Annotated in this window: 23 protein-coding genes; 11 read left to right on the top strand and 12 right to left on the bottom strand. The window is 44.0% G+C overall.

All coding sequences use genetic code 11. The features are described from left to right. Positions 1 to 118 precede the first annotated feature (118 nt). The 4 genes from KO537_RS02205 to KO537_RS02190 form a co-directional block, all read right to left on the bottom strand. Positions 119 to 1030 carry an ABC transporter ATP-binding protein gene (locus tag KO537_RS02205; RefSeq protein ID WP_219233752.1) on the bottom strand — a complete coding sequence of 304 codons (912 nt, stop codon included), beginning with the start codon at positions 1028 to 1030 and terminating at the stop codon, positions 119 to 121. Then, positions 1027 to 1857 carry an ABC transporter permease subunit gene (locus tag KO537_RS02200; RefSeq protein WP_113938767.1) on the bottom strand — a complete coding sequence of 277 codons (831 nt, stop codon included), beginning with the start codon at positions 1855 to 1857 and terminating at the stop codon, positions 1027 to 1029. Before KO537_RS02200 ends, KO537_RS02205 begins: the two co-directional genes overlap by 4 nt. A gap of 161 nt (positions 1858 to 2018) precedes the next feature. Continuing rightward, positions 2019 to 2690, bottom strand: a complete 672-nt coding sequence (locus tag KO537_RS02195; protein WP_113938766.1) for a DUF480 domain-containing protein — start codon at positions 2688 to 2690, stop codon at positions 2019 to 2021. A 133-nt stretch (positions 2691 to 2823) separates the two neighbouring features. Next, positions 2824 to 3666 carry a S1-like domain-containing RNA-binding protein gene (locus KO537_RS02190; RefSeq protein WP_219233751.1) on the bottom strand — a complete coding sequence of 281 codons (843 nt, stop codon included), beginning with the start codon at positions 3664 to 3666 and terminating at the stop codon, positions 2824 to 2826. A gap of 598 nt (positions 3667 to 4264) precedes the next feature. Between KO537_RS02190 and KO537_RS02185 the strand changes: the two genes are divergently transcribed. The 8 genes from KO537_RS02185 (at position 4265) to KO537_RS02150 (ending at position 11157) form a co-directional block, all read left to right on the top strand. Continuing rightward, entirely contained in the window at positions 4265 to 4417 is a 153-nt protein-coding gene (locus KO537_RS02185) for a hypothetical protein (protein ID WP_011846564.1), read from the top strand. Between the two features lie 487 nt (positions 4418 to 4904). Then, on the top strand, positions 4905 to 6818 hold the full coding sequence (gene speA / locus KO537_RS02180) for a biosynthetic arginine decarboxylase (protein WP_028760330.1): 1914 nt from the start codon (positions 4905 to 4907) through the stop codon (positions 6816 to 6818). A gap of 159 nt (positions 6819 to 6977) precedes the next feature. After that, on the top strand, positions 6978 to 7919 hold the full coding sequence (locus tag KO537_RS02175) for an adenosylmethionine decarboxylase (protein ID WP_173248650.1): 942 nt from the start codon (positions 6978 to 6980) through the stop codon (positions 7917 to 7919). Between the two features lie 28 nt (positions 7920 to 7947). Further along, a complete protein-coding gene (pdxH, locus tag KO537_RS02170; RefSeq protein WP_131523902.1) occupies positions 7948 to 8586 on the top strand; it encodes a pyridoxamine 5'-phosphate oxidase in 639 nt (212 codons plus the stop codon). Positions 8587 to 8654: 68 nt separating this feature from the next. Next, complete coding sequence (locus tag KO537_RS02165; RefSeq protein WP_006081277.1) at positions 8655 to 9107, top strand: YaiI/YqxD family protein; 453 nt, start codon at positions 8655 to 8657, stop codon at positions 9105 to 9107. A 155-nt stretch (positions 9108 to 9262) separates the two neighbouring features. Further along, entirely contained in the window at positions 9263 to 9838 is a 576-nt protein-coding gene (locus KO537_RS02160; RefSeq protein ID WP_028760327.1) for a YceI family protein, read from the top strand. 176 nt (positions 9839 to 10014) lie between these two features. After that, a complete protein-coding gene (locus tag KO537_RS02155; RefSeq protein WP_028760326.1) occupies positions 10015 to 10371 on the top strand; it encodes a DUF3802 family protein in 357 nt (118 codons plus the stop codon). A gap of 423 nt (positions 10372 to 10794) precedes the next feature. Then, positions 10795 to 11157, top strand: coding sequence for an STAS/SEC14 domain-containing protein (locus tag KO537_RS02150; RefSeq protein ID WP_028760325.1), 363 nt, complete (start codon positions 10795 to 10797; stop codon positions 11155 to 11157). Between the two features lie 11 nt (positions 11158 to 11168). Here KO537_RS02150 and KO537_RS02145 read toward each other — a convergent pair whose 3' ends face one another. The 3 genes from KO537_RS02145 to nhaB all read right to left on the bottom strand — a co-directional run bounded on the left by KO537_RS02145 (position 11169) and on the right by nhaB (position 16178). Further along, the gene (locus KO537_RS02145) at positions 11169 to 13799 is read right to left on the bottom strand and encodes a PAS domain-containing protein (protein WP_219233750.1); all 2631 of its coding nucleotides are present in this window, start codon (positions 13797 to 13799) and stop codon (positions 11169 to 11171) included. A 160-nt stretch (positions 13800 to 13959) separates the two neighbouring features. Next, a complete protein-coding gene (dsbB, locus tag KO537_RS02140) occupies positions 13960 to 14487 on the bottom strand; it encodes a disulfide bond formation protein DsbB (RefSeq protein WP_028760323.1) in 528 nt (175 codons plus the stop codon). A gap of 89 nt (positions 14488 to 14576) precedes the next feature. Beyond that, entirely contained in the window at positions 14577 to 16178 is a 1602-nt protein-coding gene (gene nhaB, locus KO537_RS02135) for a sodium/proton antiporter NhaB (protein WP_028760322.1), read from the bottom strand. 301 nt (positions 16179 to 16479) lie between these two features. Between nhaB and fadR the strand changes: the two genes are divergently transcribed. Beyond that, positions 16480 to 17196 (top strand): fatty acid metabolism transcriptional regulator FadR, encoded by a 717-nt coding sequence (fadR, locus tag KO537_RS02130; RefSeq protein WP_028760321.1) that lies wholly within the window; start codon positions 16480 to 16482, stop codon positions 17194 to 17196. 84 nt (positions 17197 to 17280) lie between these two features. On the opposite strand, the gene KO537_RS02125 is transcribed toward fadR, so the two are convergent. The 4 genes from KO537_RS02125 to sodB form a co-directional block, all read right to left on the bottom strand. After that, on the bottom strand, positions 17281 to 18807 hold the full coding sequence (locus KO537_RS02125; RefSeq protein ID WP_173245392.1) for a SpoVR family protein: 1527 nt from the start codon (positions 18805 to 18807) through the stop codon (positions 17281 to 17283). Between the two features lie 9 nt (positions 18808 to 18816). Further along, positions 18817 to 20085: a YeaH/YhbH family protein gene (locus KO537_RS02120; protein ID WP_006081286.1), complete on the bottom strand. Its 1269-nt coding sequence runs from the start codon at positions 20083 to 20085 to the stop codon at positions 18817 to 18819. Positions 20086 to 20151: 66 nt separating this feature from the next. Further along, on the bottom strand, positions 20152 to 22086 hold the full coding sequence (locus KO537_RS02115; protein WP_131523897.1) for a PrkA family serine protein kinase: 1935 nt from the start codon (positions 22084 to 22086) through the stop codon (positions 20152 to 20154). Between the two features lie 286 nt (positions 22087 to 22372). Beyond that, positions 22373 to 22957, bottom strand: coding sequence for a superoxide dismutase [Fe] (gene sodB, locus KO537_RS02110; RefSeq protein ID WP_028760317.1), 585 nt, complete (start codon positions 22955 to 22957; stop codon positions 22373 to 22375). A gap of 225 nt (positions 22958 to 23182) precedes the next feature. Between sodB and grxD the strand changes: the two genes are divergently transcribed. Continuing rightward, a complete protein-coding gene (gene grxD, locus KO537_RS02105) occupies positions 23183 to 23515 on the top strand; it encodes a Grx4 family monothiol glutaredoxin (protein ID WP_011846572.1) in 333 nt (110 codons plus the stop codon). Between the two features lie 161 nt (positions 23516 to 23676). Here the strand turns inward: grxD and KO537_RS02100 are convergent, their stop codons facing one another. Beyond that, positions 23677 to 24927 (bottom strand): uracil-xanthine permease family protein, encoded by a 1251-nt coding sequence (locus KO537_RS02100; protein ID WP_219233749.1) that lies wholly within the window; start codon positions 24925 to 24927, stop codon positions 23677 to 23679. Between the two features lie 215 nt (positions 24928 to 25142). Here KO537_RS02100 and KO537_RS02095 point away from each other — a divergent pair, with 215 nt between their 5' ends. Then, entirely contained in the window at positions 25143 to 26234 is a 1092-nt protein-coding gene (locus KO537_RS02095; protein ID WP_028760315.1) for a DUF2066 domain-containing protein, read from the top strand. Positions 26235 to 26295 lie beyond the last annotated feature (61 nt).

Raw genomic sequence — 26295 nt, 5'->3', positions numbered from 1 at the left:
TTGAAAGCCTTAGTTTAAAACCTTAGTTAAAAGGCCTAAGCGCAAGGCGTATTGCGCTTAGGCTATGGATTGAACACTAATCAACCGTTGGGTGATGAGAAACCCTTTTAACGCTTGCCTATGAAAAGAGTGTTTCTTCCAGAGTGCGACCTTTCAGCAGCATCTTGTATTGCCATTGATGCTGATTGAAGAGGGCGAATAGGCGCATCTCAATATCACTGTTGTGCGCTTTTTCTGTATTTGTGTCTAGCTGGATAATAAACACATTGCTTTGTTTTGAGCTAATATTCACCACTCCCGCCAGTTTTGCCACTTCCGCTTGCAGTGCATCTCTCTCACAATTTTGCATGGTTAACGTCAGGTAATCGCTGTCGGTCGACGCATGCATTGACACAGCTTGGCTCAGTTGGCCTTTATCTAAATACAACACTTGATCGCACAGCTTTTCGAGCTCATCGAGATTATGCGAGCTGATCATAAAAGTTGTGGTGGGCGATAAGGCTTTGACCAGTTCACGGACTTTTTTTGCATTGGCAGGGTCGAGTCCCGCCGTTGGTTCATCTAATAATACTAATTCTGGCGAGCCAATCAGCGCCTGCGCAATTGATACACGTTTACTCATACCGTGGCTAAGGCTAGGCGGTTTTTGCTCGGCAACATCCGCCAAATCGACTAAGGTCAATACGCGAATGGCTTCTTGCTTTGCTTGCTCTAGGTTCATGCCCTGCAGGCGAGCGAAAAATATTAACTGACTGACAATCGTCAAGTTGGGATCGAGTACTGCATCCTGGGGTAAAGCGGCAATCTTGCCTAAGAGTTTAGGGCTATTGGGGGCTTCACCGAGTAGGGTTATGGTTCCAGAGCTGGGTGATAAATAGCCGCATAACAGGCTAAAAAGTGTGGTTTTACCCGCGCCATTGGGACCGACAAGGGCGATGGGGGCACCCGCTTCAAGACTGAAGCTCACATCATTCAGCGCCTTTTTACTGCCGTAAAGCTTCGACAGCCCTTGGCATTGGATCAGACTCATAGCGAGCTCCTTTGCATATAAATTCTGCCGAGCAAGAGAGCCACAGCGGTTTGTAACAGTGGAATAGGGGCATAGACTAAGCTATTGAGTCCATTGGTATTGAGCATGTCCGACAGTTGAGCACCGGGTAATACCCACTGGAGTTGTGCTAGTAGGCTAGATTGATTAGCTAACACCACGATAGTGATGGAAATCACCGTCCATAAAATGGTGGCAAACACCATAGCTTGGCGTGCCGTGCGCGCATACAGGGACAATAAAGTCATCACTGCCGTGTAGGGCAAGATCACTATGATGAGGTTAAGGCCCACTAAGGCGCCAGACGTTAACGCTGATAAAAACAGTTGGCTGTCGCGGCTTAGCGCGAGGGCGACAGTGGCGATAATCGTTAATAGGATCAGTAAACCTTGGATCAGAATTTGGCCGAGAAAACGGCCGAACAATAAGCTGTCACGGCTAGTGCGTATGGTTAAAAAGCGCAGCGTGCCGCGGGTTTTATCCGATGAGAACTGATCGGCGGCGATAAGAATACTGAACAGTGGAAACAAATACAGCGCAAAACACCAAAACACTGCCATTTCGGCCACGGGCCACTCAAAGAGCACATTGAGGGTATTGGCACCAAATAAGCTGTCGATGATATCTTTTACATTGGGCTGCAATAACATGGCCGATGCACTTTGAATGGGGTAAAGCAGAAGTACACCCCAAACTAAACCAAAGGCGACCAAGGCGATGATCCCGCGGGTATTAAATAAAAATTTGCGCAGTTCAAACATTGCGATAATAAACATGTTGTTGAAACTGCTGGGTGGATTATTGGTCATGTGCTGTCTCTATTCTTTTTTGCGCTAGGTTCAGGGGCTATGGTGCTTGGCGCGGTTAAGTTTCTCACCCTTGGGTAGACAGTGGATTGGTCCATAAGTGCCATGTTGCTCACATAGCACTTATTATCCATCGGTATTTATCAGTCATTATCTATCGCTAATTAGCTCAATGAGGCGATTAATTCATCGAGCTTTTGCGTCAGTTCGGCGACTTGTTGTTCAAGCTCTGTCACTCTGTTCACTAATTCAAGCGGCTCTGCGTCTACAGATACAGCGACATGGGCTAAGGTATGACTTGTGCTATGGGATTGACTAGCACTTTCGTGCGATGACGCTGCAGAGAATAATTCCACATAACGGGATTCACGGCGACCAGCTTCTCTGGGTAATTGTTTTAAGAAGGGCTTTTCACGGCTCATTAATTGGCGGATGCAATCTTCCACGTCGATCACGTCTTTAAATTCGTGTAGGCGATTGCTGCGGGTCCGTAGTTCTCCCGGTGTTTGTGGACCACGTAATAGCAACAAACAGACGATGGCGAGTGCGGCGGGTGACAGTTGAAGTTCGCTGAATTCGGTATTGCAGAATCTGTGCTTGTATTTAACGACGCGGCTGCCGAATCCCGACTGTTCGCTGATCAAACGTTTCCGATTTAGGGAATCAACGGCGATTTGCACTTGGGTTTCACTGAGTTCGAGTACGGGCTCGCGGCTGGTTTTTTGATTGCAGGCTAAGGTCAAAGAGTTTAGCGAGAGTGGATATTGCTCAGGGGTGGTGATTTCTTTCTCAAGCAGGCATCCGATGACTCTGGCTTCGTGTAACGTGAGTTCCATATAAGCTCCAAAGAAAAAAGCATGGCTTTGTTTATAACAGAGCCATGCTTAATATCCTAGGAGTTGTCAGTCAAACTCTGCCTTAGTGGCGGTAAACTGTACAATTTTAACGCTAAGTCCTGAATAGAGTTGATTATTCTGCTGTTTCAGTTAAACGCAGACCATCATTATCTATGCTCAGTTGGCCATTCTTAAATAAGCCACCTATGGCTTTTTTGAAGGCTTTTTTACTCATACCAAGCTGATCGTAAATGATTTCAGCATCGGTTTTATCGGTCAGGGCTAAGAAGCCGCCAGACTGTTTGAGTTTGATCAGAATGATGTGGGCGTGCTTATCTAACTCTTGTTTACTGCCTTGTTGCAGCACAAGATCGATTTTGCCATCGCGGCGCACTTGTTTGATGAAACCTTTGAGTCTTTGGCCGAAACGCAGTTTTTGGAACACTTCGTTTTCGTAAATCACGCCCCAATGGGCATGATTAATAATGGCTTTGTAGCCTAAATCTGTGGTGCCGCCGATGTATAAATCGACCTGCTCACCGACTGTGTAGTCCGGCTCTATCTTATCGAGGAACTTATCGATTTTTGATGAGGCCATGATGCGTTCATCGGCGCGGTTAGCGTGTACATAGACCAGATATGAACGGCCTTCTTCGATAGGCTTATGTTGCTCACCGAAGGGCAGTAATAAATCTTTATCTAAGCCCCAGTCTAAAAAAGCGCCATAAGGGCCGGTTGCAACGGCTTTTAAATAGGCAAATTCGCCTACCTGTGCCAATGGACGGCGCGTGGTAGCAATCACGATATCTTCAGAATCTAGATACAGAAACACGTCAAGCAGATCACCGACTTGGCAGTCTTTTGGGGTGACTTTGTTTGGCAGCAGTACTTGCCCTAATTCGTGGGCGTTTAAATACACGCCAAAGCTGACTTGTTTTACAACCTCAAGTTTGCAGGTTTTACCTATCTGTACCATGGATCTCTCTGTGCATAATGGAATGTGATTCGGTTGCGATTATACACTTCGGTGCTGAAACTGCAGCATTATTGTCTTTGAGCTTTATCTTAGCATGTGTGAGTCGCCACTTAGCGCAGGCTTGACCACGCATTGTGTCTCGGAGGAACCACTGATTTGTGGCGGGGTTTGGCGCCGTGATATTGGTTGTTTGGCTTCGCTTAATGTTGGCAAATGTGCATCACTTGAGTGACACACAAAAATCAGGGATATTTACAGGGGTAAATGTTAATAAAAGTGACAAAGGTGATATAAAAAATATTGAACAGACTTGTACGACGTTTATGGGTTAACTAACTAATATTACTCTATTTAAAACCAATGGGTGGCGGGTGGTTGTTAAGCAAGTGTTTATTATATTTTAATGCAAAAGATTAAATGAGATTCTTGCTTGCATTCTGTGACATTGCGCGGTTTAATTGCGCCGTTCAACGATTCCGCTCGTTGCAGACATTACAAATATTACGTGAATAATAAAGGTTTTATGGTTCACCAGTCATTAACCGTGTAATTGACAACATATCGATTTACATGGGGTTAAGAGGGTTTTTATTAGCTAATGCACAAGCATCCATTTTTTGCACTTTGCCTAAAAGTGTCACAATGCCAACGCTCGATTGTCGTACCATACGATGATACTGGCCTTAAGCATCTCACGTTGATCCGCATCAATTCTGGCCGCGAAGAAGCCAATAGTCCCCTGTTAAAATAATCTTGCCTAGCGATAAGCTGGTTTGGCGTTTTCGCTAGTTCAGTGTTATCGGTTTTCGTTTTCTACTTGTGTTATCGGTTTCTGAAGGTCTTAACCTCTTTCAAACGTCTTTAAGCTACTTATTAGCTTGATGTTTTAAGGATGCGACTCAGGATCTTATTTGGCTTTTTGGCGGTATTTGCGCCCTTTAGCCTGAGGATAAATGCAAGCGAGGCAAGTAAAGATAGCTTTACTGAGGTAAGGGAATAAGCTTTCCCTTCAATATGATACGATGTATTGCGCTAAGATGCGTTGTCTCTTGCGCTATTAATGAAAATCGCAGCAATGTCACTTACACTAGCGTGACGTTGCGGCATTAAGGAGAAGGTAAAATCTACCTTCGTGTATGTCAGGTAAGGTGTCCCTTTGCCTGGGTTTGTCGAACGGGCGGTTGTGCTATTAAGCCATAACCGTTTAACCCATTTTTTAATAGACGGGCTAAATAATAATGAATGATTGGTCTATTGATGATGCTCGTGCTGGGTACAATGTTACTCACTGGAGCCAAGGTTTTTATGGGATTAGCGATCAAGGTGAGGTGACTGTGTCACCGGACCCCAAAAATCCTGATTACAAGATTGGCTTAAATGAGCTAGCCAAAGACATGGTTAAGGCGGGAGTCGCTTTACCTGTACTAGTTCGTTTTCCGCAGATCCTGCACCACAGAGTGAACAGTTTGTGCCAAGCATTCGACCAAGCGATACAGAAGTACGAGTATCAGGCGGACTATTTGCTGGTTTACCCGATTAAAGTAAACCAACAGCAAACTGTGGTGGAAGAGATCCTGGCGAGTCAGGCATCAAAAGAAGTACCACAACTGGGTTTAGAAGCGGGCAGTAAGCCTGAGCTGATGGCTGTGTTAGCCATGGCGCAAAAAGCCAGTTCAGTCATTGTATGTAATGGTTATAAAGATAATGAATATATCCGTTTAGCACTGATTGGTGAAAAGTTAGGCCACAAGGTTTACATCGTTTTAGAAAAACTGTCTGAACTGAAAATGGTGTTAGCTGAATCTAAACGTCTGGGTGTGACACCGCGTTTAGGTCTACGTGCACGTTTAGCGTTCCAAGGCAAAGGCAAGTGGCAGGCGAGCGGCGGTGAGAAATCTAAGTTCGGTTTATCTGCTGCGCAAATTTTGCTGGTTGTAGAGCAACTTAAGCAACACGATATGCTGGATTCGCTGCAATTGCTGCATTTCCACTTAGGTTCGCAAATCGCTAATATCCGTGATATTCGCCAAGGTGTGAGTGAAGCGGGTCGTTTCTACTGTGAATTACGTGAATTAGGCGCAAGCGTTAACTGCTTCGACGTCGGTGGTGGTTTAGCGGTGGATTACGATGGCACTCGTAGCCAAAGTAATAACTCGATGAACTATGGCCTGACCGAATACGCCAACAACATAGTTAACGTATTGACTGACATCTGTAATGAATACGAGCAACCTATGCCACGTATTATTTCAGAATCGGGTCGTTACTTAACGGCGCACCATGCAGTGCTTATCACCGATGTTATCGGTACTGAAGCTTATCAGCCTGAAGATATTCAACCGCCTGCGGAAGATTCACCACAGTTATTGCATAACATGTGGCATTCATGGTCTGAGATCAGCGGCCGCGCCGATCAACGTGCTTTGATTGAGATTTACCACGATAGCCAAAGTGACTTACAAGAAGCGCATTCGCTATTTGCTTTAGGTCAATTGACCTTAGCGGAGCGTGCGTGGGCTGAGCAAGCTAACCTGCGCGTGTGTCATGAAGTGCAAGGGCTATTGAGTGCGAAAAACCGTTATCACAGACCTATCATTGATGAACTCAATGAAAAGTTAGCCGATAAGTTCTTTGTTAACTTCTCATTATTCCAGTCATTACCGGATGCTTGGGGTATTGACCAAGTGTTCCCAGTATTGCCGTTATCGGGCCTAGATAAAGCCCCTGAGCGCCGTGCTGTCATGCTCGATATCACCTGTGACTCTGACGGTATTGTCGATCAATACGTTGATGGTCAAGGGATTGAAACCACGCTGCCAGTGCCAGCATGGAGTGCGGATAGCCCATACCTGATTGGTTTCTTCCTTGTGGGTGCATACCAAGAAATCTTGGGTGATATGCATAACCTGTTTGGTGATACAAACTCAGCAGTGGTTCGCATCGAAGATAATGGTGTGACTAACATCGAATCGGTATTGGCGGGTGACACGGTTGCTGACGTATTGCGTTACGTTAACTTAGATGCGGTGGCCTTTATGCGCACTTATGAAGAGTTAGTGAATCTGCATATCGCCGAAGGTGAACGCGCACAAATTTTAGAAGAATTGCAACTAGGGCTGAAAGGCTATACCTATTTAGAAGATTTTTCTTAATTTCTAGCGTGTTAAAATAAATCAGCCTTGGGTAACCTCGGCTGATTTTTGTTTTTATAAGGACAGATTTTTCGCTTTTATTGCCGTTTTAGTCGTGTAAAATCGCGTTGTTCTAGGATCAAGTAAAGGATGAGTGACGATCATGAGGTCAAAGGGTTGATGTTTTTTGAAGGTTCAGAAAAAAAACTCGAGATTATCGTGACGGCGTCTGCGCCGAATTTACGCGAACTCGATGTGAGTTTTTGGTCTGCCTTAGTCAACTGTGCCCACGCCGAGATACTGTCGCAGTTAAGTAATGCGGACTGTGATGCCTATCTGTTGAGTGAATCCAGCTTGTTTGTATGGCACGACAGATTTGTCATGCTCACCTGTGGTAACAGTACCTTAGTGGACGCCGCCTGTTACTTTATCGGCGCGCTTGGCGCACCTGCGATGGCCTTGGTGAGTTATCAGCGTAAAAACGAATACCAAGCTCATCTGCAAACCACGAGTTTTGCCGAAGATATTGGCAAACTGCGCCAACGTATTGCCGGTAAAGCCTTTCGAGTGGGCCATCTCGACAGCCATCATCACTATTTTTTCTGCTCTGACAGTGATTATCGAGCACCAAAGGATGATCAAACCAGTGAGCTGTTGATGTACCACATTCGTGGCGAATTTGCCGACTATCTTAATGGCGGCTCGCAGAGTAAAGATGAGATTTGCGCCGCACTCGAGCTTAACGATTTACTCCCTGAATTTGAGATTGACGCCCATTTATTTGATCCGTCAGGCTTTTCGATGAACGGTATTTGGGGCAAATATTATGTTACTTTGCATATTACGCCTCAAAGCGAGAATGCGTGCGCTAGCTCCTATGTGAGCTTTGAAACGAATCTGGATTTAGCGCAGTATCCGCAAGATCTATTAGCGCGTCTATTAACCTTGTTTGCTCCTGTCAGTTGGGACACAATCCGCTTTAATACCGACGACTCAACGCAGGGATTTCCTGCCCATTTATGCTTAGGGCGGTGTTCATTAACGACCGAGCAAGGTTATAACATTGGTTTTAGCCACTATCAGCAGCTTCAGGCTGAAGTGCTGATCCCTGAACTCATGTGAATTTTTGGCGTTTGCTTAAGGAAACCCTATGACAGATCTCAGTGATATCCGCCGCGAGTATGCCAAAGGCGGCTTAAGACGTGCCGACTTACCGCAAAACCCGATGGACTTGTTTGAATTGTGGATGACGCAGGCGAGGGATGCAGAGCTTAGCGATCCCACCGCCATGTGTGTGGCGACTGTGGATGAGCACGGCCAACCTTTTCAACGAATAGTATTACTTAAGCGTTTTGATGACACTGGTTTCGTATTTTTTACTAACCTTGGCAGCCGCAAAGCACAGCAAATTGCTGCTAATAATAAAGTCAGTTTGCATTTCCCTTGGCATCCTCTAGAGCGTCAAGTATCTGTGCTTGGTGAAGCGCAGGCACTGTCCACCGCTGAAGTGCTTAAATACTTTATGACCCGTCCTAAGGACAGCCAAATTGCGGCTTGGGTATCGCAGCAGTCGAGTAAACTCAGCGCTAGACAAGTACTTGAAGGCAAATTCTTCGAAATGAAAGCTAAGTTCGCCAAGGGCGATGTGCCTTTACCCAGTTTTTGGGGCGGTTACTTAGTGAGACCTTCGAGTATTGAATTTTGGCAGGGTGGAGAACACAGGCTACATGATCGTTTTATTTATTCTCGCCATGATGCAGAGTGGGAAATCGATCGTTTAGCGCCTTAGTACGGTGCATAGTTCGATAGCTCTGCATAAAACTGAGCTCGTGAACCTAACAACAGAGTTAAAAGACATTGAGTGATTATAAAATTTGGGTTGATGCGGATGCATGCCCTAATCCTATCAAAGAAATCCTGTTCCGGGCGGCGGAGCGCAAAGCCCTGCCGCTGGTGCTGGTGGCTAATCAAATGATCCGCGTACCGCCATCTCCCTATATCAGCCAAATTCGAGTCGGTGCGGGATTTGATGTGGCAGATCAATATATTGTCGATCATGTTGAACCGACGCATTTAGTGATCACTGCGGATATCCCCTTAGCGGCTTTAATCATTGAAAAGGGCGCCTTGGCGCTCAATCCCCGTGGCGAGCTTTATACCGTCGATAACATAAAACAAAAGCTGACGATGCGCGATTTTATGGAGGATTTGCGCGGTTCTGGCGTGCACACCGGCGGGCCTGATTCGTTTTCTCAAGCTGATAAACAGGCTTTTGCCAATAGCTTAGATAAATGGTTAGTGCGCGTATGAATCATAGTTTACTGGTCGCTAATGGATAAACAGAGTATCTTTAGCTTAAGTTAGGTGATGTTGATCACGTTTAACTGGGCAGGATTTTAGCCTGTTGCGGATGTCGATTTTCTTTACGGCATGGCTTTTAAACTCACTCTTTAAGGACGGATACGATGAAAAAATGGATGGGAATTGTCGCCTTATCTGCTATGGCCAGTTTTAGCTGTGCCGCGCAATGGCAAGTGATGGAACAAGATTCGCGAGTCAGTTTTATTTCGGTAAAGAAAGGTGATATAGGTGAAGTCCATCACTTTAAACAACTCAAAGGTACGCTAAAAGATAACGGTCAATTTGAATTAACAATTCCACTAATCGGTGTGGCAACGGGTATTGATGTCCGCGATGAGCGGATGCAAAATTTGTTATTTGAAGTGTCTTTGTATCCAGAGCTTAAACTGTCATCACAAGTAGACCCTAAGATACTAAAAAATCTTGGCGTCGGTGAGAGTAAAGTTTTTGATATTGATGGAAAAATTGCGTTACACGGCAAATCGCAAACTAAGGCTTTTTCGGTGATTATCACTAAAGTTTCTGATAACAAACTTTTAGTGAACAGTTTTCAACCGGTAATTGTTAATGCCAATGAGTTTGATCTTGTGGCTGGGATTGATAAATTACGTGAAATTGCGGGTTTATCGAGCATTAGTCAAGCTGTTCCTGTGTCATTTGTACTAACCTTAACTCAGTAACTTCAATAAGATTGGTATAGATCAATACGTCTGTTATCGAAGATAGGCTAGAGTTAAATAAGTGGCGTATGCGAGATCTTGATAAGAAGCCGAGCTTTTGGCTTCTTTGATATTTTCTGATGTGCTATTAATAGCATCACAATAGATATTAAGTTAATGAGTTTAAAGGGTAAAAAATGGTCACAGATAAAGATGGTTACATGCATTTGGTCCAGTATTTAACTGAACATCTTGGCTTATTTGAAACACCAGGTTCAGAGGTAGTTTCAGACGATACTGTGATGGAATTATTTGAAGAGCAATTGTCGGCACAGATCATTATGGTGTGTGGCCAAAATCCATCGTTGTCTTTTACGCAACGTAATGTGATTATCCGTGAAGTGGATGCAATTGTGTATGATTTAGAAGAGATTTTAGCTTCAGTTGCCAACCATAAAGCGACTCCCGCACAGACTTTATTTATTACTGAGTTTTCTAGTTTGATTAAGAATTTGTTCGATCAAGAAATCGCTAAACTTCAAGTGAGTGCTTAGTCAGAATAGCAATTAGATTATCTATTAATGCGTGATTTCAGGTAAGTCAGGACTAATACTAATTTTTAGCAGCGTAAATCATCATCGTTTGAGTACCATGTGTTTCCTCACTCTTATTGTTAAGCTCGAGCTGCAGCAGCTTTGAGTGTGAGGTAAATATCTGCTCTTTGCTTCACCTCATGTTATTTCGTATGGCCACCATTTTTCATCGAGTTCTGCGACTAAGTTTTGTTGCTGTGTTATGCGAGTCATCGCTGTGGATTAGCTCCTTTTAGTGTTATTTGCATTGCTGATGTGTATGTATTAAATGGTGTTAGCTTAAAATAAAAAGCCCATCTTTCCCGCATTTATGTCATTGTCTGTGTATCTTTAGTGTATGAGCTTTAACTATTTTTCCCTTCATGTATTGATAAGGAGTGTTCAATGCTAACGATTTCTTCGGGTCATGCTGATGATATATTGGCTGTGGTCGCATCTGGCCGTGTTAACCATGGGGATGTTGAAGGCTATTTGGTTCCCGCCATAGAAGCCAAGCTGCAAGACCACGCCAGTATTCGCCTTTGGTACGAGTTTTCCCCTGAATTTGAAGGTATATCCGTTGGGGCCCTGTGGGATGATGCGGTATTAGGTTTATTTCATTTAAGTGATTTTTCAAGGGTCGTGATGATTGCCAATGCCACTCAAACAAATGCTATGGTTAATGCGCTAGCCTGCATGCTGCCATGTCCGGTAAAGGTATTTACCGCCGATGAACATAGCCAAGCCAAGGCATGGTTAGATCAATAACGCACCTTCATTTATTGCGGTTCTAAACCTGTACTCAGTGGCCAACGACATTGAATGTGTGTGCCTTGGTTCAAGTGGCTACTGATGCTAAGGCTGCCATTGAGATCATTTTTAAGCCACAGATTTATACAGGTCAGCGTTCCAATGCAGAGTTCTTGTGTTAGTTCTTGTCGTAACTGTGCGAGTTGCGGTTCTGTCATACCTATCCCATTATCGATAATACTGATGTGTAACTCTTCGCTCGACTTGTCGATATTAATGGTTATTTCACGCTGTTCATTGTGAGCTTTAAATGCATGATTCAACGTGTTGGTGATTAGACGATAAAACAGCTGCAAATATTGCCAAGAAGGGCCATCAATGATGACATTTTCTTCGCAATTTAACGCTATTTCCACATTTGTTTTAGCTAGTTGTACCTTTAGTAACCCTAAGAGATGGCGCATAAATTGTGCGAGATGCAGTGGCCGAATGTCATTTTGATGATTCGTTAATAACTGGGCAATATGTCGCAGTTTATTTGCCTGAGTCACCATGATTTCGGTGATCTGATTTTGGTCGTTAGCATTATCTATTGGCTGAAGTTGGCACACTTTGGCGAGTAGCTGATCTTGCTCATGCATAATTTGCGTCATCATTTCAGCTAGAAAATTTTGCATTAGCTGTTGGCTTTGTTCACGACTGAGATTGAGTTGGTGATGCTTCTCAAGTAATTGGGTTGATTTGTCTTGGAGCAGATGGAGTTCATGGTTATGTTGATTACTGAGGCGAACTTGTTCTTGTAGGTGATTAAGCGCCTCGACTTGCCCTAAAAGTAACTTTTCTTGTTCTTGCTCTTTAATTTTTTGTAAGGTGATATCAAAGGCGATAGCACCGACTGCAATAACGGTATCGTCATCATCTTTGATCTTAAATTTAGTCACGATATAAATAAGATTGCCTAGGGGCGATGGAATAGCTTCTTCGAAGTTTATGGCTTCATGATTATGCAGAACGCGTCGATCATTTTGTTGATACTCGTGGGCAAATTGGCTGGGAAATATCTCAAAATCAGAGGTGCCAATAATGCGTCTGCGTTCTATACCTAAGATTTCACAATATTTGTCATTGACGAGAATATATTTACCGTGAAGATCTTTGATATAGATGAGATTTTGAGAAAATTTAAGTAAAGCCCTCAATTGTTCTTTATGGCGCTTTAACTCCAGTTGAAACAGGTTTTGGCTCTGCAATTGCTGTTCTAGTGCCAGGTTACTCGCATCTAAGCTCGCCATTGCCACTTCAAGCTGTCGAGTACGCGACAGGAATGTTTTTGCCAATAAGCCAATTTCGTCATGGCTGTTATTGGCTTTGAGTTCGATAGAGGCGGAATCATTACGTTTTAAGGCTTGGACGATTTCAATAATGGGGGTGATAAATAGTCGGTGCTGGAGTAAGAATAATAGAATTAAGCCTAATAGTTGAATACAGACTAAATAAACGCCGACCTTTTCGATTAAATGTTTAGCGGTATCCTGCAGCGGTGAAATTGGGGTGACGACAAGTATCTTCCAATAGGTATTTGGCATGAGAAATACCGAAACGAGAGATGCCGTTTTAAGGATTGGATCATGGGGCAAAGTTACCGACGTCAGTAATTTCGGGGCAGTAAAATGATTTAAGGCATTGTTATTTACGATGGCCGCTAACATGTCACGCTCATTTTGATGACTTAGTCTCGTTAGATGCTGCATCTGTTCTTGGGTAAAAACGCGCTCGGCAATCGCCGCTTCTATAAAGGCTTTATCTGCACTCTGTAATGCGACTTCGACGGGGCTGAAATCTGGCTGTTGGCTGGCGAGATGATTGAAGGTGACGAAAGAATGATTGGTATTGGTTTGATGCTTAAGATCGTTATTGGCATCTGGATAGGCGAGTACTTGGTTTTGATGATCTAAGGCTATGACATAGCCTCTGACATTAATCATAGCATTGCGTAACAGCACATTGAGCTTTTCTAAACTGATATCCACAGTGGCGGCACCAATAAACTGATGGTCCATCCACATAGCGCCTGAGGCTGTGATCATTGACTCATGGGTTGTCGGATCGAAATAAGATTTTGACCAGAAAATTTTACCTGCAGGAAAATAGCGCGTCGGGCGATACCATTCTTCGGTGTGGTAGCTTGGGAACGTGTCTTTGTTATAGGAATCAATGGCGACTAATTCATCGTTAACATTGTGTGCCCAAAACAGGCTATCTCGAAATTTTTGCTGATTAAACGCGCCGGGTTCCGGCCAGACGCCGCCGCCAGAGATGATGCGTTGTTGACTATCGAGTTTCAGCAACGTGGGAATGGTTTTCACCAGTTGCTCATGATCATAGCGGTAAAGTTTGGCAATACTGGAAATAGAGTCGACTACGGTTTCAACCTGTGAAGTCATTTCTTGCAGTTTGGCGATAATCAACTGGCCATAGTTTTGGTTTAACACGGCTTGCTGATCAAGAACTTGTTGGCGTTGAATGCTTAGCATCACCCAAGCTGTACTACAAATCAAAATAGCGGCAATGACGAGCTGAATAAGGCTAAATTTGAATGGCAAACTGTTTTGCCATTGGGTTAATGGCGTGTGTGGCTCAGATGTCGAACTTTTTCCCATAATCCCCAGTTTCCAAATCACCACTTTTCATTGAGCCAGTGTAGCGCTTTCTCACTGTTTTGCTATTGGCATATGTTTAAGTTGCGAGGATTGAATAGGATAAGTGGAATATAATCGTCAATAAAAAGGCAGGTTTTATGCCTGCCTTATCTCAAACTCGTTATTTATAAAGAGATGGTTTATTTGAACCACTTAGGACAGGCACAATAAAGAGTAACCAAGCGACTAAGAAGCCACTGAAGGCCACTACCATCCATTCTGGCATCGTTACACCCATAAAGACCCAAGGTACATCAGTACACATGCCAGTAGGCATCATAACGGCAGGGAACCATTCGTGTAATGGCATCCAAGCTGGAAATTCAGGTAAGAATGAACAGGTTGAAAAAGGGGATGGGTTGGCTTGCATATCTACGAGCGATAAGGCCAGTTTTAATCCCCAAGTTGCACTGATGGCCCAGAGCACGGCAGCTAAGATCCTGACGATTCGATATTTGGGTGCTGTCATGCCAATGAGACCTGCTGCCAATAAACCAAAAATAGCGAGTCTTTGGTAAATACACATGACACAGGGTTCCAGTTTCATAACATATTGAAAATACAGGGCGGCTGCTTCTAACCCAAGAGCTGTGCCTGCGAGAATAAACCAAGATGAACGGGAATGGGCAAAGCGAGTCATTACAGTCAAAGTGAGCTCCATATCAACAAAAAACGCCCTCAGACATGGGGCGTTTTTTGGACTCTACTTATTAAATAAAGTTCAGTCAATAAAGAAGATTAATGTCCAGTCATCGGCTCTAAAACTTCACTCGCGCTGTGATGGATGATTATCTGGGAATCATAGAAATATTGGGTAGCTTGTTCTAAGAAACCCGTTTGAATCGCCATGACACCTACGATAGACAGCACGATAGTGTAAGGCAATGCCATCCATACCATTCTGCCATAGGATAAGCGAATAAGTGGCGCTAGTGCTGAGGTTAGTAGGAATAAGAACGCCGCTTGACCATTGGGCGTGGCAACCGAAGGTAAGTTAGTTCCAGTATTAATCGCAACGGCCAGCAAGTCGAATTGATCACGGCTGATTTGACCGTTAATCAATGCCGCTTTCACTTCGTTAATGTACACAGTGCCGACGAACACGTTATCACTCACCATAGACAGCAATCCGTTGGCGATGTAGAAAATCACCAACTGAGTATTGCCTTGATAACTCAGTGCCCATTGGATCACTGGTGCGAATAAGTGCTGGTCGATAATCACGCCAACAACCGCAAAGAAGACAGCTAATAACGCGGTAAAAGGCAGTGCTTCTTCGAAAGCTTTACCGAGGGCATGCTCATCGGTAACGCCGTTAAAGGCTGTGGTTAAAATAATCACAGAAAGACCAATTAGGCCCACTGAAGCCAAGTGTAATGCAAGTCCTGCGATCAACCAGACACCCACTAAGGCTTGGACGATTAACTTCATGTTGTCTTTATTGGTACGGCGCGCATCTTCATGGGCGGCATATTCACATAAGATCCGATGAACGGCCGTTGGCAACTTAGCGCCATAACCAAAAATGCCAAATTTCTCAACTAAGTAACAAGTTAAGATACCCGAGATTAATACAGGAACAGTAACGGGTGACATACGCACGGCGAATTCACCAAATTGCCAATTTGCTTGCGCGGCGATAATAAGGTTTTGTGGTTCACCGACCATAGTACACACGCCGCCCAGCGCAGTACCCACACCCGCATGCATTAACAGATTACGTAGGAAACCACGGAATGCACTGAGTTCTTCTTCGTTTAACTGATCTTCACCATCATCATTTTTACCTTCAGAGGTATGATCGTGATCAGCGCCGAAATCTTTTCCAGAAGCGACCTTGTGGTAAATAGAATAGAAACCCACAGCGACCGCGATAATGACGGCAATAACTGTTAACGCATCTAAGAAGGCTGATAAAAAGGCTGAAGCCAAACAAAACATTAATGACACTAAAATTTTAGAGCGCACTTTAGTAATGATTTTCGTGAAGCCAAATAGCAGCAATTGCTTCATGAAATATATACCAGCGACCATAAACACCAAGAGTAATAATACTTCGAGGTTGGCTTCTATTTCATGTAAGACTTGGCTTGCCGATGTCATTCCGATCGCGACGGCTTCAATTGCCAATAATCCGCCAGGCTGTAATGGATAGCATTTTAATGCCATTGCTAAGGTAAAAATAAATTCTAGAACCAATACCCAACCAGCCACAAAGGGGTCGACATAGAAAAAGAGTATTGGATTGATAATTAAAAATGACAGTATTGCGGTTTTGTACCACTTAGGAGAATTTCCTAAGAAGTTCCCAATAAACGCCTGACTCATTGTCGCCGGCATGGCAGCCTCTCTTCTAATTATGTTAAAAATTGCACGTGATTATTATCAATACCTGCGTTAGTTAAATGAGTCTAGCCTAAAGAGAAAGCTAATGTAATGAGTTACTGATACCGACATTTCAAAAAGCGGAGCTAAGCGGCAAAATTGGCCCATCCTGTATTGACCTTGGTCGTTTTTTTGAACGATTCTGTGACATTTACACGGCGATAACACAGTGATTTTAAGTGAATGGTTTCCATTTTTTACCGCTCTGGTATGATCAGTGACCATTACGACGCACAACAACTGGATAAGTGGGCTGATGATTATCAATGCCAAAGGACCTGCAAGTTTTGCAGAGAAGTATATTGTGAGATCAATTTGGGAAAACAAATTTCCTCCAGGGTCCATTTTACCGGCTGAACGTGAGCTTTCAGAATTGATTGGTGTGACTCGCACCACTCTGCGTGAGGTGCTTCAGCGCTTGGCGCGTGACGGTTGGCTGAAAATTCAGCATGGCAAACCAACACGGGTTAACAACTTTTGGGAAACCTCAGGCTTAAACATCCTTGAGACTATTGCTGATTTGAATCCCGAGGGTTTTCCGGTATTGGTTGACCAACTCTTGTCAGCTAGAACGAACGTCAGTGCTATCTATTTTCGCGGTGCTTTGCGTTATAACCCGGATACCGCTGTGGAGGTACTTGCAAAGATTCACCAGCTTGAAGATACGGCTGAATCCTATGCTGAATTTGACTACTTACTGCATCACACCTTAGCGTTTTCGTCTGGAAATCCACTTTACGTTTTGATATTAAACGGATTTAAAGGTTTGTATAGTCGAGTTGGTCGTTATTACTTTACCAGCTCAGATGCGCGTTTATTAGCATTGAACTTTTACAAAGAATTAGAACTGTTGGCTCAGGCGAAAAATTACCTCGACGTCTCTGCGCTGATGCGCACCTACGGCATGAATAGCGGTAAGATGTGGTTACAATTACGCGAAGATATGCCAGCTTCTATTGCTCAAGATCATTAAACTCTGTGAGTGATATCGCGTTAAGATAGCGCTAAATAAACAAAAAGGCCGTTTCAATTGGAAACGGCCTTTTTATTGTGCTTATTATTCTGGTTTATTGGCTTCAGGGCAGGATGCTAAGACGCTAATACTCGCATCTGCATTTTTTTGCTCTAAGGTGACAGTGAAACCCCATAATCGATGTAAATGCTTTAATACTTCTTTATGGCTGTTGGCTAAGGGAATATCGTTATTTGGCACATAATGTAAGGTTAAGGATCGATCACCGTTGATTTCTACATTATGTACTTGGATATTCGGCTCAATATTAGACAGGTTATATTGTTGTGATAGTAACTGGCGAATATCTTGATAGCCCTGTTCATCGTGGATTGCAGATACCGAAAGATAATTGCGTTTCTCATCATCATGGATACCAAACAATTTAAATTGGCGGATAACTTTAGGTGAAAGATATTGGCTAATAAAGCTTTCGTCTTTAAAGTTTTGCATTGCAAAATGCAACGTTTCTATCCAATTACTGCCAGCAATGTCGGGAAACCAAGCTTTATCTTCATCGGTTGGATTTTCACAAATACGCCGAATATCGGTGAACATGGCAAAGCCTAAAGCGTATGGGTTGATGCCGCTGTAATAACGACTGTTGTAATCGGGTTGAGCCACAACGCCTGTATGGCTTTGCAAAAACTCGATCATGAAGCGATCAGTGACCACGCCATCGTCGTACAAGTGATTCAAGATAGTGTAATGCCAGAAGGTTGCCCAGCCTTCATTCATGACTTGAGTTTGTTTTTGCGGATAAAAATATTGCGCCATTTTACGCACAATACGGATTATTTCCCTTTGCCATGGTTCAAGCAAAGGAGCGTTTTTCTCGATGAAATATAAAATATTTTCCTGCGGTTCGGCGGGGAAACGACGTTTTTTAGATTGAGACTGCTCATGTTGATGGGTCGGAATCGTGCGCCATAAATCATTTACTTGGCTTTGAAGGTAAGCCTCGCGATCCTTTTGTCTTGCTTGTTCTTCCCTGAATGAGATTTCAGAGGGACGTTTATAACGATCTACACCATAGTTCATTAGCGCATGACAGGAGTCTATGACGCTTTCGACTTGTTCTACACCGTATTTTTGCTCGCAGTCACTGATGTAGTTTTTAGCAAAGACAAGGTAGTCAATAATCGAGCTCGCATCTGTCCATGTCTTAAATAAGTAATTGTTTTTAAAAAAGCTGTTATGTCCGAAACAGGCGTGAGCTATCACCAGCGCCTGCATTGTGATGGTGTTTTCTTCCATTAAGTAAGCGATGCAGGGGTTAGAGTTTATCACAATTTCATAGGCGAGCCCCATTTGGCCACGTTTGTAACCTTGTTCGGTTTCGATAAAACGTTTGCCGAAAGACCAATGGGTGTAACCTATGGGCATGCCTATGCCAGCATAAGCATCCATCATCTGTTCAGCAGTGATGACTTCAATTTGATTTGGGTAAGTGCTGAGTTTATAGAGCGCTGCCACCCGCTCAATTTCCTTGAGGTAGTCTTGCAGTAGCTCGAAGCTCCAGTCGGGACCATCGCTCAGTGGTGTCCAAGATGTTGATTTAGTTATCCCCATAGTGCCCCCTTAAACCGCTTGTTTCTTGAATAGCTCCCTAAAGACAGGGTAAATATCTTCGGCTTGACGTATATGCTGCACGGCGATGTTGTCGTAATGCTGTTGCAGGGATTCATATTCGCGCCACAGGGTTTGATGGGCGCGATTGGTGATTTCGATATAGCTGTAGTAGCGCACGAGTGGCAATATTTTTTGTTCTAACAATTGCCTACAGGTAGGTGAATCGTCAGCCCAGTTATCACCGTCGGATGCTTGGGCTGCGTAAATATTCCACTCATCGGCGGGGTAGCGGGCTTGTTGAATTTCATGCATTAATTTCAATGCACTGGACACTATGGTGCCGCCTGTTTCTTGCGAGTAAAAGAACTCGTGTTCATCGACTTCTTTGGCTTGGGTATGGTGGCGAATGTAAACCACTTCTAAATTTTTATAGGTACGGGTGAGGAACAGATACAGCAAGATATAGAAGCGTTTTGCCATATCTTTAGTTGCCTGATCCATAGAACCAGACACATCCATTAAACAGAACATCACAGCTTGACTAGAAGGGATTTCCCTTTTGGAATAGTTATTAAAGCGTAGATCGAAGGTATCGATAAACGGCACTCTGGCAATCTTTTGTTTTAACTCCTCAATTTGGGCTTTTAAATCCAAAATCAACTCGGCCTTAGTGCCTGGAATATTTTCCAGTTCGGCAAGTTCTTGTTCTAACTCTTTTAATAGTTTCTTTTTACTGGCAGACATAGCAATGCGACGAGCAAGGGATGAACGTAATGAACGGACAATATTGATGTTAGCGGGGACGCCATCATTGGTGAACCCAGCACGGTAGATTTGGTATTCCACCAGTTTATTGAGGCGATTTTTTTGTAGATTGGGGAGTTCTAAGTCCTCAAACAATAACTCTAGATACTCGTCTTTAGAGATTTCGAACACAAAGTCATCGTCGCCTTCACCCGAGTTTGAGGCCTCACCTTTGCCCGAACCGCCGCCTGAACCACCAGGTGGTCGGTCAATTTTATCGCCACGGGTAAATTGGTCATTACCGGGATGCACTCTATCCCTGACACCGCCTTTGCCTTGGTGAAACATAGGTTCACTGATATCCCGTGTTGGGATACTGATTTTTTCGCCTTTATCTACATCCGTTACGCTGCGACGAGTCACTGCATCGCTGACGGCTTTTTTAATTTGTTGCTTATATCTATTGATAAAGCGTTGGCGGTTGACTGTGCTTTTTCCTTTCGCATTCAACCGTCTATCGATAAAGTTCGCCATACGCACCTCCCAAAACCCAGCGAAGGCTTTGGCAACACCAAAGCCCTGTACTTAGTTAGCGCAAGTTTAAGAAGATTTACGAACTCGTAAATACCACTCAGACAAGAGTCGGACTTGTTTTTTGGTATAGCCTTTCTCCATCATGCGATTGACGAAATCATCGTGTTTGCGTTGATCGTCGTTCGACGTTTTGGCGTTAAAGGAAATAACAGGCAGTAAATCTTCTGTGTTGGAGAACATTTTCTTCTCGATCACAGTGCGAAGTTTCTCGTAGCTGGTCCATAGCGGATTGTTACCCTCATGGTTCGCGCGGGCGCGCAGCACAAAGTTAACGATTTCATTACGGAAATCTTTAGGATTGCTGATCCCCGCGGGCTTCTCAATCTTCTCAAGTTCAGCATTAAGGGCAGCGCGGTCGAATAGCTGACCCGTTTCTGGGTCGCGGTATTCTTGATCTTGGATCCAAAAATCGGCGTAAGTGACATAGCGGTCGAAGATATTTTGGCCATATTCAGAGTAAGACTCTAAGTAAGCGGTTTGAATCTCTTTACCGATAAACTCCACATATTTAGGGATCAAATAACCTTTTAGGAATTCAAGATAACGTTCGGCGGTATCGCCGGGGAACTGTTCTTGTTCAATTTGTCGTTCGAGGACATAGAATAAATGTACTGGGTTGGCGGCGATCTCTGAATGGTCGAAGTTAAATACCCGCGACAAAATCTTAAAGGCGAAACGGGTGGATAGTCCATTCATGCCTTCATCGACACCTGCGTAATCACGGTATTCTTGGTAAGACTTAGCCTTAGGATCGGTATCTTTCAGGCTTTCACCGTCATATACCCGCATCTTAGAGTAGATGGAGGAGTTTTCAGGCGGCTTGATGCGTGACAACACACTAAATTGCGCTAAGGTTTCTAAGGTGCCGGGAGCGCAGGGTGCTTTCGATAACTCAGAGTTGATTAGCAGTTTTTGATAGATTTGCAGTTCTTCTGAGACCCGTAAACAGTAGGGCACTTTGACTATGTAAACACGGTCGAGGAAGGCTTCGTTGTTTTTGTTGTTTTTGAAGGTTGACCACTCGGATTCGTTTGAGTGAGCCAGAATAATCCCGCTATAGGGCAGGGCCGATAAACCTTCTGTGCCGTTATAGTTACCTTCTTGCGTTGCAGTCAGTAGTGGATGCAGCACTTTAATTGGTGCCTTAAACATCTCGACGAATTCCATCACCCCTTGGTTTGCACGGCACAATGCGCCTGAATAGGCGTAAGCATCGGGATCATCTTGGGAGAAATGTTCGAGTTGCCGAATATCGACTTTACCGACAAGGGACGAAATATCTTGGTTGTTTTCATCACCAGGTTCAGTTTTCGCTATTGCCACTTGGTCCAGAATGGATGGAAAGACTTTTACTACGCGAAATTTGGAGATATCGCCACCAAACTCATGCAGACGTTTTACCGCCCAAGGTGACATGATGGTTTTCAGATAACGGTTGGGAATGTTGAATTCATCTTTTAACAGCTGTCCATCTTCTTCCACATCAAACAGGCAGAAGGGGTGATCGTTGACTGGGCTGCGGACTCCATTCGCGCTCAGGATGTAAATGGGCACTTTTTGCATTAGTGCTTTGAGTTTTTCGGCTAGCGATGACTTACCGCCGCCCACTGGGCCCAGTAGGTATAGAATTTGTTTGGATTCTTCTAATCCTTGAGCCGAGTGCTTTAGGTAAGCCACAATTTGCTCTATGGCGTCTTCCATGCCGAAGAAATCTTTAAATGCGGGATAGCGTGAAATAAGTCGATTCGAAAAAATACGGCTAAGTGTTGGATTTTTTGCGGTATCAATGACTTCTGCTTCACCAATTGCAAGCAGTAGTCGCTCTGATGCTGACATGTAAGCGCTGCGATCTCCCTTGCAGATGTCCAGAAACTCCTGCAAAGAATATTCTTCATCGAGTTTTTGTTCGTAGCGCTTTTGGTAATGCTCGAAAATGCCCATATAAACCCCCTGAAACGCCAGTGATGTCATGGAACGGATAACTGGCTAGCCAGCCTCCTACTCTAATCTTAGACACAAACTCACTATCTGTGTCAAAAAAATATCAAATAAAAACAATAACAAATAGTTGCAAACGCAATTATTGCACTTGTAGTTAGCGGAGGATAAATCGGTGGGATAAGGGATGGGCGGCTAACGAGGGGCATAAAAAAAGAGCCACTAGGGCTCTTTTTACTGGGATTAACCCACTGCTTATTCGGCAGTAAACAACGTTAGGTTAAATGAATTAACCTGCGAAGTTTTGGTTAACGAAGTCCCAGTTAACTAATTGCCAGAAGTGGGCAAGATAGTCAGGACGCACGTTACGGTAATCGATGTAGTAAGCGTGTTCCCACACGTCAACTGTCATGATTGGCGTTACTGTGCTGTCAGTCAGTGGCGTCGCTGCATTGCTAGTGTTAACGATAGCAAGAGTGCCATCGGCTTTTTTCACTAACCATGTCCAAGCGCTACCGAAGTTGTTTACTGCTGAATCAGTAAATTGCGCTTTGAATGCGTCGAATGAACCGAAAGCGGCATTGATTGCATCAGCAACTGGGCCTGTTGGTTCGCCGCCAGCATTAGGGGCTAAGCAGTTCCAGTAGAAAGTGTGGTTCCACACTTGAGCTGCGTTGTTAAATACGCCACCGGTAGAAGTCTTGATGATATCTTCTAAAGATTTGCCCGCGAAATCAGTTCCTTCGATTAAGCCGTTTAGCTTCACAACATAAGTGTTGTGGTGCTTGCCGTAGTGGTATTCTATGGTTTCTTGAGAAATGTGTGGTTCTAGTGCGTTCTTTGCATATGGTAATGCGGGTAATTCGAAAGCCATTAGTATCTCTCCATGGTCTTAGGTTATCGTTTCTTAAACGTGCTCACTTAGGACTATTGTACCGATAAAATTTGTGATGTGAATCATTGTTTAGCTAATTGACTAGATAGACGCCATCGAAAAATCAAATGTCGACATAACCTTACAAACTGTGGGATTTTGTTCTGCGTCTAGCTGACGTACAATAGTCACATTGAGTCAATGTCATCCTACTTAGGAATCAAAATGGAAACAGTAGAGAAAATTAAGCAGCAGATCACGGAAAACCCTATCATTGTTTATATGAAAGGCTCTCCTAAGTTACCAAGCTGTGGCTTCTCGTCACAGGTAGCTCAGATCATGATTAACTGCGGCGAGCAGTTTGCATTCGTGGATATTCTTCAGCATCCAGACATTCGCGCAGAATTACCTAAGTTTGCTAACTGGCCGACTTTCCCACAATTGTGGATTGAAGGCGAGTTGATCGGTGGGTGTGATATTGTAGTGGACATGTTCCAAAAAGGCGAATTACAACCTTTGATCAAAGCGGCTGCCGCTAAGATCAAGACTGAGGAGTAAGAGTTAATTCTTACTTCATAAAAATATTGCTTCATAAAAAAGCCGCCGTGATATTAATCACGGCGGCTTTTTTATGGCGGTTTCTTAAGAAACGATCAATTTTATAAAGTGGTCATTTTTCAACGACCTACTTCGAAATTGATCGTGTCTTCAAGCCGTGATTAATGAGGTGTCACATCAGACTCGTGGTGTTTATTGTGTGGCTTAGTCGCGGGTAATAGTAAGTTCATGGTAATGGCGACAATACCGCACAAGCTAATACCAGTCAGACTGAATGAACCTATGCCAAATGCCATGCCGCCGATACCAAAGACTAAGGTAACACCGACAATACTTAAATTACGTGGCTCAGATAAATCCACATGATTACGAATAAGGGTGTTGAGGCCAACTGAGGCAATGGAACCAAATAGCAAACACATAATACCGCCCATCACTGGGACGGGGATAGTTTGCATCAGCGCACCTAGTTTGCCAACGAAGGCTAAAGTGATAGCGGTAATGGCAGTCCAAGTCATGATCTTCGGATCAAAATTTCGGGTTAAGGTTACTGCACCTGTCACTTCTGAGTAAGTCGTGTTCGGTGGACCACCAAAGGCTGCGGCTGCAATTGTGGCAATACCGTCACCCGTTAGCGTGCGATGCAGGCCGGGTTTTTTCATAAAATCTTTACCCGTGACGTTGGATATCGCCAGAATATCACCTATATGTTCTACCGCAGGGGCGATTGCCACTGGGATCATAAATGCGATGGCATACCAGTTTAATTCTGGCGCGACAAATTTAGGAATAGCAATCCAGCTTGCAGCGGTCACAACGGCAAAATCAACAATACCAAAGGCTAGGCTTAAGCTGTAACCTACTATAATACCTGCTAAAATCGGCATCATTTTGAGTAGGCCCTTTGCGAAAATCGCCACCGCGATAGTGGTACCAAGCGATGCGAGCGAAATAAATAACGCCGTATTTGTAGCGACTAAAGTCAAGCTACCATCACCACTCTTGCCTAATGCCATATTCACCGCAACGGGGGCTAAGCCAAGGCCGATAATAATGATCACAGGTCCCACTACGACTGGGGGCAATAATCTGTGAATAAAGTCAGTGCCGCGCACTTTAACCAAGGCGCCGAGCATGACGTAGACCACGCCCGCGGCCATAATGCCGCCCATTGTGGATGGAATTCCCCAAGTCTGCACGCCATAAAGTATGGGGGCAATAAAAGCGAAGGAAGATGCGAGGAAGATAGGCACTTGGCGTTTAGTAATCAATTGGAAGAGTAGGGTACCGATACCTGCGGTAAACAATGCCACACTGGTGTCGAGCCCTGTAAGTAGCGGCATTAGTACTAGGGCACCGAAGGCCACAAATAGCATTTGCGCGCCCTGTAGGGGGATAGCGAGTCGTCTCATTTATTATTCTCGTTAATTTAGGGTAAACCGCCAAATGATAACAGTTTGTTGGATTTTGAGCAGAAGAAAATCGCCTGTTTTACCGACGTTGATCACTGTTTGGGTTTTCTGTGCTATGGCAGGCATGGAAATGGGGCTAAATTTTGGCAAGACTCGCTTAAGGCGCTAACTATGGTACAATTTGCCTCATCTGACGCTACTTCAACTACTCAAAGATGCTGAAATTTCTATTGAAGCCGAGCTTAATTGCATTTCTATATTGTCTGTTCACGATTAATAGCGTCAATGCTGTTGAGGTGAGTAAATTAGATGAGGCCAATGTGCCTGTGTCTTCGCGCGCAGTTGCTGAACGCGATAAAGCCTTAAAAAGTGCACTTGAGCAAGTTATTATCAAGAACACTGGGACGGCGCGATCCCTCGATAACAGCCTGATCCAATCTCAGCTCAGTAATCCTGATACCTTGCTGAGCCAGTATGGTTATATCGAGCAAAATGGCCAATTGCTGTTGACCGCGAGTTTTGAGCACCGCCGCATCGTGGCGTTACTGCGTCAGGCACAATTGCCTGTTTGGGGAACTCAACGCCCGCTGACCTTATTTTGGGTCGCTATGCCTGGTGATGGTGACACTATGATATTGGGCGACTCATCTGCGTTAGCCGAACGTAAGATTTTTAGCGATTTTTCCTATGCCCGCGGTATACCTGTACTCTTGCCTATCTTAGATCTTGATGAGTTGATGGGTATAAATCCTAACGATATTAAAGGGATGTTTGCCGACATAGTAGCGAGTGTATCTGGCCGCTATCAAGCTGACTTTTTGGCGCTAGTGGCAATTGATGCCGCTGGCAATCAGGTTCGTTATCGTTTAAATCTTTATACTAAGGCTACCATTGATTCTTTGACGCCACCGTTATTCAGTTACAACGGCAGTGCTGAAAATTCGGCCCAAGCGATTACCGCTATGATGGCGGCGTTAGGTGAATACTATTTTACTAAGTATGCGATTGCCGATACTGGTACTCAGCTTGGTGCGAGTGTTACCTTCGTTAATATCCAAAAAATGGCGCAATTAGTTGAAGTTGAAAAATATTTGAAGCAACTCAGCGCGATTAAAAATGCCACGTTAACGCATATTCAAGGTAATACTGTGACTTTCTCGTTAGATTTATTTGGCTCAGAGACGGATTTACAACGCTTATTAAGCTTAGAGCCGCGTATTTCTGTGGTCGCACCTGTGAGTGCAGGTGAATTTAGCCCTGTCTCTAATCAAACTGGCAAACCTGTGTATGAATGGCGTTTACATTAAGATGTTATCGGCCGTGCTTAGTTAAGCACGGCATTGTTTTTATTTAATATTGAGAAGACCG

Source organism: Shewanella sp. NKUCC01_JLK, assembly GCF_019345615.1.
GTDB classification, from domain to species: Bacteria; Pseudomonadota; Gammaproteobacteria; order Enterobacterales; family Shewanellaceae; genus Shewanella; species Shewanella oncorhynchi.
Note: the sequence above shows the minus strand (reverse complement) of the source record. Positions and strands in the feature narration are given on the sequence as shown.

What these genes read in the sequence shown, in the direction of transcription:
- pdxH (WP_131523902.1), top strand. Translation starts at nt 7,948, where the DNA reads ATGACAGATCTCAGTGATATCCGCCGCGAGTATGCCAAAGGCGGCTTA.
- nhaB (WP_028760322.1), bottom strand. Translation starts at nt 16,178, where the DNA reads ATGCCGGCGACAATGAGTCAGGCGTTTATTGGGAACTTCTTAGGAAAT.
- KO537_RS02185 (WP_011846564.1), top strand. Translation starts at nt 4,265, where the DNA reads ATGCACAAGCATCCATTTTTTGCACTTTGCCTAAAAGTGTCACAATGC.
- KO537_RS02150 (WP_028760325.1), top strand. Translation starts at nt 10,795, where the DNA reads ATGCTAACGATTTCTTCGGGTCATGCTGATGATATATTGGCTGTGGTC.
- KO537_RS02120 (WP_006081286.1), bottom strand. Translation starts at nt 20,085, where the DNA reads ATGGCGAACTTTATCGATAGACGGTTGAATGCGAAAGGAAAAAGCACA.
- KO537_RS02095 (WP_028760315.1), top strand. Translation starts at nt 25,143, where the DNA reads ATGCTGAAATTTCTATTGAAGCCGAGCTTAATTGCATTTCTATATTGT.
- KO537_RS02115 (WP_131523897.1), bottom strand. Translation starts at nt 22,086, where the DNA reads ATGGGCATTTTCGAGCATTACCAAAAGCGCTACGAACAAAAACTCGAT.
- KO537_RS02175 (WP_173248650.1), top strand. Translation starts at nt 6,978, where the DNA reads ATGTTTTTTGAAGGTTCAGAAAAAAAACTCGAGATTATCGTGACGGCG.
- fadR (WP_028760321.1), top strand. Translation starts at nt 16,480, where the DNA reads ATGATTATCAATGCCAAAGGACCTGCAAGTTTTGCAGAGAAGTATATT.
- KO537_RS02200 (WP_113938767.1), bottom strand. Translation starts at nt 1,857, where the DNA reads ATGACCAATAATCCACCCAGCAGTTTCAACAACATGTTTATTATCGCA.
- KO537_RS02145 (WP_219233750.1), bottom strand. Translation starts at nt 13,799, where the DNA reads ATGGGAAAAAGTTCGACATCTGAGCCACACACGCCATTAACCCAATGG.
- KO537_RS02190 (WP_219233751.1), bottom strand. Translation starts at nt 3,666, where the DNA reads ATGGTACAGATAGGTAAAACCTGCAAACTTGAGGTTGTAAAACAAGTC.
- sodB (WP_028760317.1), bottom strand. Translation starts at nt 22,957, where the DNA reads ATGGCTTTCGAATTACCCGCATTACCATATGCAAAGAACGCACTAGAA.
- KO537_RS02195 (WP_113938766.1), bottom strand. Translation starts at nt 2,690, where the DNA reads ATGGAACTCACGTTACACGAAGCCAGAGTCATCGGATGCCTGCTTGAG.
- KO537_RS02205 (WP_219233752.1), bottom strand. Translation starts at nt 1,030, where the DNA reads ATGAGTCTGATCCAATGCCAAGGGCTGTCGAAGCTTTACGGCAGTAAA.
- KO537_RS02100 (WP_219233749.1), bottom strand. Translation starts at nt 24,927, where the DNA reads ATGAGACGACTCGCTATCCCCCTACAGGGCGCGCAAATGCTATTTGTG.
- grxD (WP_011846572.1), top strand. Translation starts at nt 23,183, where the DNA reads ATGGAAACAGTAGAGAAAATTAAGCAGCAGATCACGGAAAACCCTATC.
- speA (WP_028760330.1), top strand. Translation starts at nt 4,905, where the DNA reads ATGAATGATTGGTCTATTGATGATGCTCGTGCTGGGTACAATGTTACT.
- KO537_RS02125 (WP_173245392.1), bottom strand. Translation starts at nt 18,807, where the DNA reads ATGGGGATAACTAAATCAACATCTTGGACACCACTGAGCGATGGTCCC.
- KO537_RS02160 (WP_028760327.1), top strand. Translation starts at nt 9,263, where the DNA reads ATGAAAAAATGGATGGGAATTGTCGCCTTATCTGCTATGGCCAGTTTT.
- KO537_RS02155 (WP_028760326.1), top strand. Translation starts at nt 10,015, where the DNA reads ATGGTCACAGATAAAGATGGTTACATGCATTTGGTCCAGTATTTAACT.